The organism is Alphaproteobacteria bacterium, assembly GCA_033344895.1.
Classification (GTDB): domain Bacteria; phylum Pseudomonadota; class Alphaproteobacteria; order UBA8366; family Aestuariispiraceae; genus Pacificispira.
Genome location: JAWPMN010000001.1, coordinates 2,355,389 through 2,369,332 on the forward strand (window position 1 = coordinate 2,355,389; position 13,944 = coordinate 2,369,332).

The 13,944-nt window shown below is 61.8% G+C and carries 15 protein-coding genes; 10 read left to right on the forward strand and 5 right to left on the reverse strand.

The features are described 5' to 3' along the window. Positions 1 to 76: 76 nt before the first annotated feature. Positions 77 to 628 (reverse strand): hypothetical protein, encoded by a 552-nt coding sequence (locus R8L07_11545; protein ID MDW3206158.1) that lies wholly within the window; start codon positions 626 to 628, stop codon positions 77 to 79. Between the two features lie 252 nt (positions 629 to 880). On the opposite strand from R8L07_11545, the gene R8L07_11550 reads away from it, so the two are divergent. From R8L07_11550 to R8L07_11560, 3 genes are read left to right on the forward strand one after another with little or no spacing between them, the layout of a single operon-like run. Then, a complete protein-coding gene (locus tag R8L07_11550) occupies positions 881 to 1,309 on the forward strand; it encodes an SxtJ family membrane protein (protein MDW3206159.1) in 429 nt (142 codons plus the stop codon). Positions 1,310 to 1,334: 25 nt separating this feature from the next. Further along, positions 1,335 to 1,484 (forward strand): DUF5989 family protein, encoded by a 150-nt coding sequence (locus tag R8L07_11555; protein MDW3206160.1) that lies wholly within the window; start codon positions 1,335 to 1,337, stop codon positions 1,482 to 1,484. A gap of 15 nt (positions 1,485 to 1,499) precedes the next feature. Next, positions 1,500 to 3,335 carry a carbamoyltransferase gene (locus R8L07_11560; protein MDW3206161.1) on the forward strand — a complete coding sequence of 612 codons (1,836 nt, stop codon included), beginning with the start codon at positions 1,500 to 1,502 and terminating at the stop codon, positions 3,333 to 3,335. A gap of 7 nt (positions 3,336 to 3,342) precedes the next feature. Here R8L07_11560 and R8L07_11565 read toward each other — a convergent pair whose 3' ends face one another. Next, entirely contained in the window at positions 3,343 to 4,212 is an 870-nt protein-coding gene (locus R8L07_11565) for a MurR/RpiR family transcriptional regulator (protein MDW3206162.1), read from the reverse strand. A 130-nt stretch (positions 4,213 to 4,342) separates the two neighbouring features. Between R8L07_11565 and R8L07_11570 the strand changes: the two genes are divergently transcribed. The 5 genes from R8L07_11570 (at position 4,343) to R8L07_11590 (ending at position 9,427) form a co-directional block, all read left to right on the forward strand. After that, positions 4,343 to 5,380 carry a spermidine/putrescine ABC transporter substrate-binding protein gene (locus R8L07_11570; GenBank protein MDW3206163.1) on the forward strand — a complete coding sequence of 346 codons (1,038 nt, stop codon included), beginning with the start codon at positions 4,343 to 4,345 and terminating at the stop codon, positions 5,378 to 5,380. Between the two features lie 75 nt (positions 5,381 to 5,455). Beyond that, the gene (locus tag R8L07_11575; protein MDW3206164.1) at positions 5,456 to 6,541 is read left to right on the forward strand and encodes an ABC transporter ATP-binding protein; all 1,086 of its coding nucleotides are present in this window, start codon (positions 5,456 to 5,458) and stop codon (positions 6,539 to 6,541) included. Further along, a complete protein-coding gene (locus tag R8L07_11580; GenBank protein MDW3206165.1) occupies positions 6,538 to 7,458 on the forward strand; it encodes an ABC transporter permease in 921 nt (306 codons plus the stop codon). The genes R8L07_11575 and R8L07_11580 overlap by 4 nt, the downstream gene beginning before the upstream one ends. Further along, positions 7,458 to 8,297, forward strand: coding sequence for an ABC transporter permease (locus tag R8L07_11585; protein MDW3206166.1), 840 nt, complete (start codon positions 7,458 to 7,460; stop codon positions 8,295 to 8,297). The genes R8L07_11580 and R8L07_11585 overlap by 1 nt, the downstream gene beginning before the upstream one ends. A 2-nt stretch (positions 8,298 to 8,299) precedes the next feature. Continuing rightward, positions 8,300 to 9,427 carry a P1 family peptidase gene (locus R8L07_11590; GenBank protein ID MDW3206167.1) on the forward strand — a complete coding sequence of 376 codons (1,128 nt, stop codon included), beginning with the start codon at positions 8,300 to 8,302 and terminating at the stop codon, positions 9,425 to 9,427. On the opposite strand, the gene R8L07_11595 is transcribed toward R8L07_11590, so the two are convergent. After that, entirely contained in the window at positions 9,424 to 10,860 is a 1,437-nt protein-coding gene (locus R8L07_11595; protein ID MDW3206168.1) for a PLP-dependent aminotransferase family protein, read from the reverse strand. The two genes, R8L07_11590 and R8L07_11595, sit on opposite strands and share 4 nt — an antisense overlap. 102 nt (positions 10,861 to 10,962) lie before the next feature. On the opposite strand from R8L07_11595, the gene R8L07_11600 reads away from it, so the two are divergent. Together R8L07_11600 and R8L07_11605 are read left to right on the forward strand one after the other, a co-directional pair. Continuing rightward, on the forward strand, positions 10,963 to 11,655 hold the full coding sequence (locus tag R8L07_11600) for a glutathione S-transferase N-terminal domain-containing protein (GenBank protein ID MDW3206169.1): 693 nt from the start codon (positions 10,963 to 10,965) through the stop codon (positions 11,653 to 11,655). Between the two features lie 27 nt (positions 11,656 to 11,682). Beyond that, the gene (locus R8L07_11605; protein MDW3206170.1) at positions 11,683 to 12,300 is read left to right on the forward strand and encodes a LysE family transporter; all 618 of its coding nucleotides are present in this window, start codon (positions 11,683 to 11,685) and stop codon (positions 12,298 to 12,300) included. Positions 12,301 to 12,350: 50 nt separating this feature from the next. On the opposite strand, the gene R8L07_11610 is transcribed toward R8L07_11605, so the two are convergent. Together R8L07_11610 and R8L07_11615 are read right to left on the reverse strand one after the other, a co-directional pair. Beyond that, a complete protein-coding gene (locus R8L07_11610) occupies positions 12,351 to 12,776 on the reverse strand; it encodes a YciI family protein (protein ID MDW3206171.1) in 426 nt (141 codons plus the stop codon). After that, on the reverse strand, positions 12,751 to 13,938 hold the full coding sequence (locus tag R8L07_11615) for a serine hydrolase domain-containing protein (GenBank protein MDW3206172.1): 1,188 nt from the start codon (positions 13,936 to 13,938) through the stop codon (positions 12,751 to 12,753). The genes R8L07_11610 and R8L07_11615 overlap by 26 nt, the downstream gene beginning before the upstream one ends. Positions 13,939 to 13,944 lie beyond the last annotated feature (6 nt).

The window sequence follows — 13,944 nt, forward strand, 5'->3', positions numbered from 1 at the left end:
CCATTCAGCACGTTTCCAGCAGCGCGAATGTGCCCCGACAGGGGAGTCCTGTCCACCGACCTGTCCAGGCGGGCGATCAGAGATACTCCGTCATCGGCAGGCCGGTCAGGATGTCTTCCGGCTCCTCGTCCAGCAGGATCTCCATGTGGATCGACAGAACATGGGAAAGGCGCCCGTTCTCGAACAGTGGCAAATCAACGCCAAGAACCTTCAGGTGCGGCCGCTGATACTGGTCGAGATAGCCGCAGACGACCCCGATGAACGGGTCGTTGTACATGTCCTGGAAGTACCGGCCCTCGATCATGGTCCAGGCTTCGGGCGTGATCGATTCCTCGCCCAGACGTTTGTTGGTGTAGTCGACGCCCCACCAATCGACGAGCCGTGTGCCCCACAGAACGAATCGGACGTCAAAAGGATCGCTTTCGATGCGGGCGATCGAGACCTTGCCCCACCACCCCCTGAATTCAAAGAAGTCGAAATCCCGGCGGCCGGGTCCTCCGTTCTGGGGGTTCCACTTTGACTGCCAGGCGGCAACCAGGTCCCGGAAACGACCGAAATGCGTCGGATCCGAATCCATCGCGCAACGCCAATAGCGCCAGTTGGTCAATCTCTTAGCGTCAAGTGTCATTACTGAAACTTCTATCCCAACCCGCCGGTCACGCCCTCCCTGTGACAACTATGGGACGGACTTGCGCGGGAGGCAAATCATGCGCTGCCGGTACGTGGCGCCCAAGGCTGAGTTTGACGGGGAATCCCGTTCCCGGCTCGCGTTGACACGGCGGCACGCAACGCACTATTTAGGGGTGCGGGGCAACGAGCCGGGGGCGGATTACTGGATGCGTTCCGCGCTGATGCGATCAGGAATGGACGATAGAGCGCGATGAGTGGCTTCCACGAAAGTTACCGCGATCACGGTATACAGAAAACGGCCACGGACCGGTCCTTTGGGATTGTCTTCGCGGTTGTCTTTGGACTGATCGCCGCGGCGCAGTGGTATTTCGAGCGCCCCGACTGGGCGATCGGTCTTGCGATTGTGTCAGGGGCATTTCTGGCCGCCGCCCTGGTCGTTCCGCGACTTCTGGCCCCGTTGAACCGGCTCTGGACACGGTTCGGCCTGCTGCTTCATAAAATCACGAATCCCATCATATTGGGTGCGATCTTCTTCCTGGTCTGCACACCGATGGGGGTGGTCATGCGTCTGTTCGGGTTCGATCCACTGCGCACCAGGCTTGATCCTGCGGCGGAGAGCTACTGGATCGACCGTGACCCGCCCGGCCCGGCGCCGGATACGATGCCCAATCAGTTTTAACGTATTCTTTTGGGGGAATTCGGATATGTCGTTTCTTAAGGAACTCTGGCGCTTCATGATGGCGCGGAAGAAATTCTGGCTGTTCCCGTTCCTGCTGGTCGTGCTCGTCTTCGGTGGCTTGATCGTGCTGGCCAAGGGGTCTGCTGTCGCTCCGTTCATCTACACGATCTTCTGATCCGGTCTTCCCGCGATGCTGATCCTCGGGATTTCCGCCTTCTATCACGACAGTGCCGCGGCCATCCTGAGGGATGGGGAAATTGTCGCCGCGGCGCAGGAGGAGCGGTTTACCCGGGTAAAGCACGATTCCGGCTTTCCGAAGCACGCCGTGACCTACTGTCTGGAAGCGGCCGGGGCCAGCCTTGCGGATGTCGACCACGTCGCGTTCTACGACAAGCCATTCATCAAGTTCGAACGGCTGCTGGAAACCTATCTGGCCATCGCGCCGAAAGGGTTTCGCAGTTTCGCCATGGCCCTGCCGGTCTGGGTCAATGAAAAGCTGTTTCAGAAGAAGCTGCTGCGGGACGAGTTGAAGGCGATTGGCGGCTTTCTGATGCCGGAGGAGAAGATCCTGTTCTCCGAACACCACCAGTCCCATGCGGCCAGTGCATTCTATCCCTCGCCCTACGAGGAAGCGGTGGTTCTGACAGCGGACGGGGTCGGCGAATGGGCGACGACCAGCCTGTCGGTCGGACGCGGCAGAAGCCTGGAAATCCTGAAGGAAATCCACTTCCCGCATTCGATCGGACTTCTGTATTCCGCCTTCACCTATTTCACCGGGTTCAAGGTCAATTCCGGCGAATACAAGGTGATGGGCCTCGCGCCCTATGGCGAGCCGCGCTATGCCCAGACGATCCTGGACAATCTGATGGATCTGAAGCCGGACGGCAGTTTCCGGCTCAACATGAAGTATTTCGACTATTGCGGGGGGCTGACCATGACCTCTCGCAAGTTCGATGAGTTGTTCGGCATGAAACCGCGCGCCGCCGAGGCGCCACTGGATCAGCGTCATATGGACCTGGCCGCGTCGATCCAGGCGGTGACCGAAGAGGTCATGCTGCGCCTCGCCCGTTCCGCACGAGAACTGACCGGAATTCCGAACTTGTGCCTCGCCGGTGGGGTCGCGCTGAATTGCGTTGCCAATGGCAAGATCCTGCGCGACGGGTCCTTCGACAACATTTGGGTGCAACCCGCCGCCGGCGATGCCGGCGGGTCCCTGGGGGCGGCGCTGACGGCGCATCACTGGCATCTGGGCAACGAGCGGAGGATTCCGAACGCTCAGGATTCCATGCGCGGTTCCTATCTGGGCCCGTCCTACGGTCAGGCCGAGATTGAGGCACGGCTGACCGCTGCCGGGGCGAAGTTCGAAACGCTGTCCGATGACGCGCTGATTGAACAACTGGCCGACGGTCTGTCATCGGAACAGGCGGTGGGCTGGTTCCAGGGGCGCATGGAATTCGGGCCGCGGGCGCTGGGCGGCCGGTCGATCATTGCCGATCCGCGGTCCCCGGCCATGCAGAAGACCCTGAACCTGAAGGTCAAATACCGCGAGAGCTTCCGGCCCTTCGCACCGGCGGTGCTGGCAGAAGATGTGTCCGACTGGTTCGACCACGACCGCGAAAGCCCCTATATGCTGATGGTCGCCGATGTGCACAAAGACCGCCGCATCGCAATGACGGAGGAGCAGAAGGCGCTGTTCGGCATCGAGAAGCTGAACGTACCGCGCTCCGACATTCCGGCGGTGACCCATGTCGACTATTCGGCGCGGCTGCAGACCGTGCATCAGGAGACGAATCCGCGGTTTCATGCTCTGATTTCCGCGTTCAAGGAGCGCACCGGCTGTCCGATCCTGGTGAACACATCCTTCAACGTCCGTGGCGAACCCATTGTCTGCACGCCGGAAGATGCCTTCCATTGTTTCATGGGCACGGAACTGGACATGCTTGCCGTCGGCAATTGTCTGCTGCGCAAATCTGATCAGGACCCTTCGCTGAAACGCGACTACAAGGATGCGTTCGAGCTGGACTGATTCTGCATCAGAACAGCCGCATCCCCCGCGACGTCTTCTTCCATTGCACCAGGCGGGCCTGGGAATTCTCCAGATCGGATTCCGCGACCGAATCCACCAATAGGCTGAGCGCGAGATTAAGCCCGACCGTCGATTCCAGGAACAGGCCGGTATTGGACGGTGCGTACAAGGCGGAATCCGCGACATCGCGGCTCCAGTGGCAATACTCGTCGGACAGGACGATGCAGGACCGGCCCTGTTTCTTCGCGAGCTTGGCCAGGCTTTCCGATTCCGCCGCATAGGGCACGACATCGACCAGGACAAGGCAGGAGGTTTCCGACGCCGGGTCGTTGGGAACCAACCATTCACCCAGCATGCCGTCATGGGGGGACAGGTATTGCACCGACGGCCGGGCAAGCGACAGGCGCCGGGCGAAATCTTCCGCCAAACCGCGTACCGACTGAAAACCGGTGACGAAGATGCGGTCCGTCTCCGTCAGCATTTTCGCCGCCCGCACCCAATCGGGACTGGTCGTCTGATGGAAGATCGCGGCGACGATGGCAGTTTCCGCCTCCATTGTTTTCTCCCAGGCGGGCCGCACGTCACCGCGCGGATCGGGCATCTCACCGGCGACGGAATAGCGCTGGCGCAGCAATTCCTTCAATTCCTTCATGCCGTTGCAACCTAATCGCCGCAGCAGGCGCCCGACCGTGACTTCTGGCACGCCGACCTTTTCGGCCAGGGATTTGCCGGTCTCCAGCCCCAGGGTGTTCAGGTTCAACAGCATGAACTGCGCCAGCTTCGCCTCCTGGCGCGGCAGGGAGGGCAATGAGGTTTCGATCTGCTGAATCAGATCTTCGAAATTGACCTGAGGATAGGACGCAAAACCGGATCGCATGCACTGACCTCTGGAATGTTAGAAAAATAACAATAGACGATAATGTTATATTTATATCACCCTGTGCAATGCAACAAGATAACGGACCGCACCGACGGTCCGGAACGCAGACCGACAGGAGGCTTACAAAATGAAGCTCAAACATGTTTCGCAGGCAGTGCTGGTCGCGGCCGGCTGCGCCCTGCTGCCGCCCGCCGCATCGGCCGACGGTGAATTGCACCTTTATAATTGGGGCGACTACATCAACCCGGAAGTACTGACCCGTTTCAGCGAGGAATTCGGCGTTGAGGTGTCGCTGGACACCTACGGTTCCAACGAGGAGATGCTGGCCAAGATTCAGGCCGGGGCGACCGGATACGACATCGTTTTCCCGTCCGTCCACATGCACGACATCATGTATCAGTTGGGTTTGCTGGCGAAGACCGATATCGGTCAGCATCCGGATTTCAAGAATATCGACCCGGATTTCATCCGCGCCGAAACCGATCCGAACGCGGAATACTGCCTGCCCTATGCCTGGGGCAGCGTCGGGATCGTCTTCAACAAGCAGGTCGCGGGCGACGTGAACAGTTGGCAGGACCTGTTCGCCCTGGCCGAAAGCGGCAAGAAGATCATCCTGTTGGACGATCTGCGCGAGACGATCGGGATCGGCCATATCATGAACGGTACGTCGGTCAACTCCGCGGACGAGGCCGAGGTAGAGGCGGCCGCGCAATATATCCTGGACCGCGTCGATAACGTATCCGCCTTCAGTTATGACGTGATCCCGCTGGTCCAGTCCGGCGACGTTGCCGCCGCGCACTGGTACGTCGGCGCGAACATCTTCGTGCAGCAGAACCCCGACATTCTGGAATATGTCATCCCGGAAGAGGGGGCGACGATGTATCAGGAAGATATCTGCGTTCTGGACAGCGCGCCGAACAAGGAAAACGCCATCAAATTCCTGGAATTCTATCTGCGGCCGGAAATCGCGGCGCTGAACGTCTCGCAGCAGATGAACGGTACCCCGAATGTGCCCGCGCAGGACCTGATCCCGGCGGAAATCGCAGACAACGAGACGATCTATCCGCCGAAGGATGTTCTTGCGAAGCTTCAGATCTTCAAGGATCTGGGCCGGGACCTTCAGCTCTATAACCGGGAATGGACCCGCATCAAGACCGCCCAGTAACGTCCCTGTCACCCCGGTCGGTCCCGAATACAAGCGGGCCGGCCGGGGTGCTTTTTCGGATTGGGAGCCTGAACGATGCTCGACATCCTGCATGCGTCGAAACGGTTCGCCGCGCCGGAAGGCGGCTGGATCACCGCCTTGGACGACGTATCCCTGACCGTCGCACCGAATGAGTTCCTGACATTGTTGGGACCGTCCGGCTGCGGCAAGACCACGCTGCTGCGCGCTATCAGCGGCTTTGAGGATCTGGATTCCGGTGATATCCGGATCGATGGGGCGTCGGTCGCGGGCCTGCCGGCCCACCGGCGGCCAGTGAACACGGTGTTTCAGCGCTATGCCCTGTTCCCGCATCTCAGCGTCGCCCGCAATGTGGCCTACAGTCTGGAGATCGCCGGAGTCGACAAACCGTCGATAAACAAGCGCGTCGGGGAAATGCTGGAACTGGTCGGCCTGGACGGCTACGGCGCCCGCAAGATCCGCCAGCTTTCCGGCGGCCAGCAACAGCGCGTGGCGTTGGCCCGGTCTCTGGTGGCGCGGCCGAAGATCCTGCTGTTGGATGAGCCGCTATCGGCGCTGGACAAGAATCTGCGCCAGCGGATGCAGTTCGAATTGAAATCCATTCAGAGCGAGATCGGCATCGCCTTCGTCTTCGTCACCCATGACCAGGAGGAGGCCCTGACCATGTCGGACCGGATCGCGGTCCTGGGGCATGGCAAGATCGAACAATTGGGCACGCCGGAAGACCTCTATCACCGCCCGATCAGTGAATTCGTGGCCCGCTTCCTGGGCGAAGGCAATCTGTTCTCCGGTCGGATCGCGGAGGCCCGGGACGGGCAGTGCCGGATCTCTCTGGAGGGCGGGCACAGCGTGACCGTCGCAGGCCGGGATTCGCCCCCTGGTCGGGCGGTCACGCTGCTCGTCCGGCCGGAAGATGTCCGGCTGGGCACCGGGGAGGCCGGGCGCGATCTTGCCTTGCGGGGTACGGTTTCGCAGGTCTTCTTTGTCGGATCGGACTATCGTGTCGTCGTCGATGCGCCGGGCCTGCCCGGGATCAAGGCGACGATCCGGGCTGGACGCGGCACCCATCCCGCGCCGGGGTCGGAAATCGACCTTTGTGTCGCGCAGGACGCGCTGCATCTGGTGGAGGGGGCGCGTATATGAATCTGTTCCGGTCCCGCGGTCAGCGCCGAAGGGCGACCTTGGTCGGTCTGCTGTCGGTTCCGACGATCTTCCTCGCGGTCTTCTTCCTGGGGCCGTTGACCATCATGCTGGTCTACAGCTTTCTGGAGCCGGGCCTATACGGCGGCGTCGTCTGGCGGTTCTTCGATCTGAATTACGGTCAGATTCTGGGCTGGGCGGATACCAAATACGAGCGGTTCGACCCGGTCTATATCCGCATCTTCCTGCATTCGGTTCAGCTTGCGGCGGTGACGGTGATCCTGTCGCTGATCGTCTGCTATCCCGCCGCCTTCTGGGTCAGCCGCTTGCCGGAAACACAGAAGAACCTGTTCCTGTTCCTGATCACGCTGCCCTTTTTCGTCAGCCTGATTGTCCGGTTGTTCGCCTGGGTCCTGATCCTGCGTCCGACCGGGTTTCTCAATCAGGCCTTGATGGGGGTCGGCCTGATCGGGGAGCCCTTGGAGATCATCTATACCGACACGGCGGTCATCATCGCCATGGTCTATGTCTTCATCCCCTTCATGTTCTTGCCGCTCTACGCGTCGGTCGAGAAGCTGGACATGAGCCTGATCGAGGCTTCCGCCGATCTGGGCGCGACGCGGTTTCAGACCTTCCGACGGATCGTTCTGCCGATGACGCTGCCGGGGATTGTCGGCGGATCGATCATCGTCTTCATCCCATCGCTGGGGAACTTCATCGTCCCGTCGCTGCTGGGCGGGGCCAAGGTCATCATGATCGGGAACCTGATCGAACAACAATTCCTGTCGGCGAGGAATTGGCCTTTCGGGTCGGCGCTGGCGATGATGGTCATGGCCGCGATCCTGCTGCTGCTGCTCTATTATGTCCGGCTGGCGTCCCGTGAGGCGGAAACCGCCCCGGCGGTCAAGGAGGCGGCGTGATGACGGGACGTCTGCTGAAACTGCTGCGGCGGGTGAACGGCCTGTCGATCTACGGCTATTTCTTCTTTGCCTTCATCTATGCCCCGATCCTGTTGATCGTTGTTTTTTCGTTCAACGCCAACCCGGTCAATATGATGATCTGGGAAGGGTTCACCTTCGATTGGTACCGGACGATCTTCGGGCTTTCGAACAAGCTGACGGAATCCGCCCTCTATATCGAATCCTCGGACCAGCTCTATGCGGCGGTGAAGAACAGTCTGCTCGTGGCCTTGATCACGACGGCGGTGTCGACCGTGTTCGGAACAGCGGTCGCCGTCGCCGTGGCGCGATTCCGGTTCCGGCTGCAGGGTTTCTATCGCGCCCTGATGTTCCTACCCATGATCATGCCGGATATCGTGCTGGGCATCGCGCTGCTGATCTTCTTCGTCAGCCTGGGCGTGAAACTGTCGCTGCTGACCATCATCATCGGCCATTGCACCTTCCTGACTTCCTACGTCTTCGTCGTCGTTTCCGCGCGGATTGCGGATATGGACGAAAGCTTGGAGGAGGCATCGGCCGATCTCGGCGCCGACGGCTGGACGACCTTCCGGCGGGTGACCCTGCCGATGATCCTGCCCGGTGTGATCGGCGGGGCCCTGCTGGCCTTCATCATTTCGATGGACGATCTGGTGATCACCTATTTCATCGCCGGCGTCGACAGCACGACCTTGCCGGTTTTCATCTACGGGATGTTGCGGCGGGGCATCAAACCGGAGATCAACGCGATCGCGACGATCATGCTTCTGTTCTCCATCGTGATCGCCTCGATCGGCCTCTATTTGCGAGCCAGAAAGAAATAACAATGACGGAAACGCTCAAGGCGCGGAAACGGGCCCGCGCGCTCGGCCTGCCCATGCCCGGAACGCCCGGCCCCCTGAACGCGATCACCGATGTGCCCGGTGTGTTGGTCGGCAGCCAAACCCTGTCGTCCCACGCCGACCCGTCTCTGCGCAGGGGCGACCTGCCGGTGCAGACCGGGGTTACGGCAATCCTGCCGCGCGGCTTTGCCGAGCAGCCGATTCCTGTCTGGGCAGGGCAGCATACGCTGAACGGCAACGGCGAGATGACTGGAACGCACTGGATTCGCGATGCGGGATGGTTCGTCGGGCCGATCCTGCTGACCAACAGCCATGGTGTCGGCATGGCCCATCACGGCGCGACGCGCTGGATGCTGGAACACTATGCCGGCCCATGGCGCGACAACCACCTTTGGGCCATGCCGGTGGTGGCGGAAACCTATGACGGCGTCCTGAACGACATCAACGGGCTGCATGTTACCGACGATCATGCGCTGGCGGCGATCCGGTCGGCGGCATCCGGACCGGTGGCAGAGGGCAATACCGGCGGCGGTGCCGGGATGATCTGCTATGAATTCAAGGGCGGGACCGGAACGGCGTCGCGGGTCTTGGAAATCGACGGACAGCGCTTCACGGTTGCGGCGCTGGTTCAGGCCAATCACGGCATCCGCCCGTGGCTGACCGTACTGGGCGTGCCGGTCGGCGTGGATATGATGGCGGACCGCATTCCAGACCGCCCGGCGGAACTGGGCTCCATCGTCTGTATCCTGGCGACCGACCTGCCGATGACGCCGGGGCAGCTGGACCGGTTGGCACGGCGGGCGACCATCGGGATCGGCCGGGGCGGCACGCCCGGGGGCAACAATTCCGGCGATCTGTTCCTCGCCTTCAGCACCGCCAATGCCGGACCGATGCCGCAATTGTCGGGTGCCGCCTGGCGCCAATCCATCGCGCTCAGCGACGAATGCCTTGATCCGGTCTATATGGCCGCTGTGGAATCGGTGGAAGAAAGTGTCCTGAACGCGGTGTTCATGGCGCAGGATGTGCCTCTGGCCCGCCCCCGTGGCGGAATCTGCAAGGCGGTCGACCCGGAAGGGGTTCTCGATCTGCTGCGCCGCGCCGGAAGGCTTTAGACCAGGCCGGCGACGGCTTCCTCGATCCGCTCGCGCCGGATCAATCCATAGCCGAAGACCAGTCCCGTTGGGGCGTCGGCGCGCCGGGAATAGGTGCCCAGCGTATCGAGTCTGATCGACCGTTCCGCCGCCCGGCGGGATAGAGCCTCGGCCTCCTGTCCACTGTCGGTAACGGCGGACAGATGGACGCCCGCATGGGCCTCCAGGACCTGCAATCGGCCGCCGTGAAAATGCGAAAGGGCTGCCGTCAGGGTTTCGTGGCGGGCGGCGTATTCCCGGCGCATCTTGCGGACATGCCGGGCCAAATGGCCTTCGGTGATGAAATCGGTCAATGCCTGCTGCGTCAGCGAAGGGGCATGCCAGTCGGTGAGGTGCCGCGCGCCGGTCACGGCCGGTTTGGCCCAGTCGGGCACCGCGACGAAGCCCATGCGCAGCGCCGGAAACATGCTTTTCGAGAATGTCCCGACATAGAAGACGCGGCCGTTCCGGTCCAATGTCTGCAAGGCATCCAGCGGCCGGCCGCTCAACCGGTACTCGCTGTCGTAATCGTCTTCGATGATCGACGCGCCGAACGTCTCGGCAAAATCCAACAGGGCGGCGCGCCGCTTCGCGCTCAACGTCACGCCCATCGGAAACTGGTGCGACGGGGTCACACAGACGACCCGGACGCTGGGGGGAATGCGCTCAACGATCAGGCCGTCCTCGTCGACCGGGATCGGCGCGATCCGCGCACCCGCCGCGGCGAAGGCGTTGCGGGTCGGCGCATAGCCTGGATCTTCCAAGGCGACTTCGGTCTGTCCGGGCGTTACCAGAACGCGCGCCAACAGGTCAAAGGCCTGGCGTGCGCCGGCCGTCACGACGATATCGTCGCTGGAACAGGCAACGGCCCGGGCAAAGGAAACGTGATTGGCGATGGCGTCGCGCAATCCGGGCTCGCCCGCCGGGTTGCCGGCATCGGCCGGTTGACGCGCCAGGGCGCGGGCTGCCCGTCCGGACAGGCGGTTCCAGATATCGAAGGGAAATTCCGTCGTGTCGGGATAGCCGCTTAGAAAATCGAAGGCGGGAGGGCGGGCGTTCGGCGAATACTCGGGCGGTGGCTTTCCGCGCCAGAAAGGCGCCAGACGGGTATCGTCCTCCGGCTTCCGGTCCGGTGCCTTCGGTCGTTCCAGGCGCGGGCGGACATCCGCGACATAGGTTCCGGACCCGGCTCGGCCTTCCACATACCCTTCGCTCAATAACATGTCGTAGACGGCAACGGCGGTGTTCCGTGATACGCCGAGCCCCTCCGCCAGGGCCCGTGTTGGCGGCAGTCGCAGATCCGGCTTCAGCCGTCCGTCCAGGATGGCGTCACGCAGTTGCTGATGCAGTGACCGGACCAGATCGCGTGATCCGGCCGGCGGCAGTTCAATCGGAAATTCGAAAATTGGTTCCATGAAATTAGTCAATCCTGGTTCTTATAAAGGACCATAGATCGGCTCATTCTTCCGGGCAATGAAACGCGCCTGCTGGCGCATCCCACAAACGGGAGGATTGAGATGATCGACCTGTATTACGCCCCGACGCCGAACGGCCAGAAGCTGAAGATGTTTCTGGAGGAGGTCGGACTGCCGCACCGGATCGTCCCTGTTCGCCTCAGCGAGGGAGAGCAGTTCACACCGGAATTTCTTTCGATCTCCCCGAACAGCAAAATACCCGCGCTTGTCGATCACGATCCGGAGGATGGCGGCGGACCGGTATCGATGTTCGAATCCGGGGCAATGCTGCTGTATCTGGCGGAAAAAACCGGCAGGCTGCTGCCGCGTCATCCGCGCGACCGAAACGTCATGCTGCAATGGCTGTTCTGGCAATGCGCCGGTCTGGGGCCGATGGCCGGTCAGGTCGGATACTTCAACGTCTATGCCGGGGAGCAAGTGCCCTTCGCCCTGGAACGCTACCGCCGGGAAGTGGCGCGGCTCTATGGGGTGCTGGACGGTTGGCTTGCCGGTCGCGATTTCATCGCCGGCGATTACTCCATTGCCGATATCGCCTGCTATCCCTGGATCGTGCCGCATGCGGGGCATCTGCAGACACTCGCGGATTTCCCGGAGCTGTCGCGCTGGTTTGAGGCGGTGGCCGAACGCCCGGCGACGATCCGCGCCTATGACGGGGTGCCTGACGTCTATGCCCCGAACCGGAAATCCCTGTCCGCTTCCGAGAATGCCACTCTTTTCGGCCGCCATACGGCGTGACCCGTCCCAATCCCGGAGGATGAAACCATGTCGACCTGGATGCTGCTTCTATCGCTTGCCGCCATCGATATTCTGTCGATCGCCAGTCCCGGCCCCAACATTCTTCTGGTCAGTCAGACCGCCGTGGGGCAGGGGCGTGCACGCGCCCTGCTGACCGGTTATGGGCTGCTTGCCGCCAGCCTGGTCTGGGCCTGTATCGCGTTGCTGGGTCTGACGGCGCTGTTCGAAATCATGCCCTCGCTGCAGACCGGCATGCAGATCGCGGGTGCCTTGTTCCTGATCTATATCGGGATCCGCCTGTGGCGCAGCCCTGCGGACCCGGTGGCTGAAGACACCGTTGAGGTCGATCCGCATGCGTCGCGCAGGGCGATCCTGCGCGGTTTCGCGACCGGTATTCTGAACCCGAAATCGCTGACCTATTTCGCAACGATCTTCGTTCTGTTCATCCCGGCGGACGCGCCTATGGACCTGCGCCTTTCGGCGCTTGGGATCGTCGTGGTGGACGGGTTGCTGGTCTATGGTCTGGCGGCCTTCCTGTTTTCCCGGCCCGCAGTGAAAAAGGGGTATCTTGCCCTGCGCCGTCCGATCGACCGGATTTGCGGAACGGTCATGATGGTCTTTGCCGCCAAGCTGGCGATGTTCTGACCCGGTGCCTGTGCGGGAGGCGGAGTCCCCGGAACCTCCCGCGTGGCGGGTCAAAGCAGATCGAAGAGGCCGACGGGCCTGATTTCAATTCCCCCACCGAACAGATGGCTGAGTTTCGCGCCGGGATGCAGGCCGGCGATTTTTTCGGCCGCGTCCATATCTTCGGCTTCGATCATGAAGAAGGCGCCGATTGGCTCCTTGGTCTCGACATAAGGCTTGTCATCGGGAACCGTCCCGCCATCCAAGCTGCGCAGGGTGCGGGTTTCCTCTGGCATGCCCAGAGAACCGACAAATTTCAGATGTCCGCTGCCGCGCAGCGCCTCATCATGGGGCTTGCACTGTTCGATGATCGCCTGGATATCCGTCGGCGAGAGGTTCATGAACGCGTCGTGGTCATAGTAGCAGAGGCAGAGGTAGTTCATTTTCAGATCCTTTCGGGTGCGGAAGAAATTACGTGAGCGCCATGCGCCGTGCATGCCGCCAGAAGGCGCCGAAATGCACTGGCGGGGTCGGCGAACCGAACAGGCGCTGGGTCAGGATGACGCCGGCCGAGCCGGTCGCAGGGTCCCAGTAAAGGTTGGTTCCGGTCCCGCCGGCCCAGCCGATTCCGGCCGGGTCTGTCTCGTCCTTCGGATAGGAGATGCCGACGCCGTAGCCCCAACCGTTCCGGTCCCAGAAACCGGGCACGAAGGGAGATTTGCGGCGCTGATCCTCGGTGATCCTGTCCCGTGACATAAGATCCACGGCCCTGGCCGGGACAATCCGGCGCCCCCGCCATTCGCCCTTGTTCAGCATCATGCCGGCGAAGTTAAGCAAGTCGTCGGCCGTCGAAACCAGCCCGGCCGCGGTCGAATGAAATATCGGCGGTTTGGCGAAACGGGAACCGGGACCGGCCGGATCGTCGACCGATCCGTCTTCACGCGTTTCTTGCGGCAGACGGTGCAACTTTCCTGCAGGAACATGAAAGCCGGTATCGGTCATGCCCAGCGGTTCGAACACCCGTTGCCGGAACAGGGTTTCCAGACTTTGGCCGGTCGCCCGTTCCAGAAAGATGCCCAACACGCTGAGCCCCGTGTCATAGCGCCAGACCGTTCCCGGTTGTTCCAGGAGGGGCAGTGTCCCCAGCTTCGCGATCCAGCTTTCGGTGGGTTCCAAAGGCGGATAGGGGCCCGGTGTCAGGGACAGGTCGGATAGTTTTTCCATCAACGGAAACCGGCCCGGCTGCATGACGTGGCCCATGCCCATGCGACAGGTCAGCAGATCTTCGACCGTGATCGCTCGCGCTGCGGGGATGGTGTCGTCCAGAGCCGCATCCGGGCTCCTGAGAACTCTCCGATCGGCCATTTCGGGGATCAGCCCGTCGATTGGGTCGTTCAACGCAAACAGGCCTTCCAAAGCCAGGGTTGTCGCGAGCAGTCCTGCAACCGGCTTGGTCATTGAGGCGATCCGAAAGATCGTGTCCCGGGCCATCGGCATTTCTACACCCGGCCCATGAGAGCCTAACGCGCCGATGCGCCTCTCCGTGCCGCGCAGAAACCCGAAAACCATCCCGGGAGCCGTCCCGGATTGAACCAGTTCACCCAGGGCCACGGTTAGACCGTCAAAACCTTCGGGATCGCCTTCCGCCGGGAGAGACATCGTTTT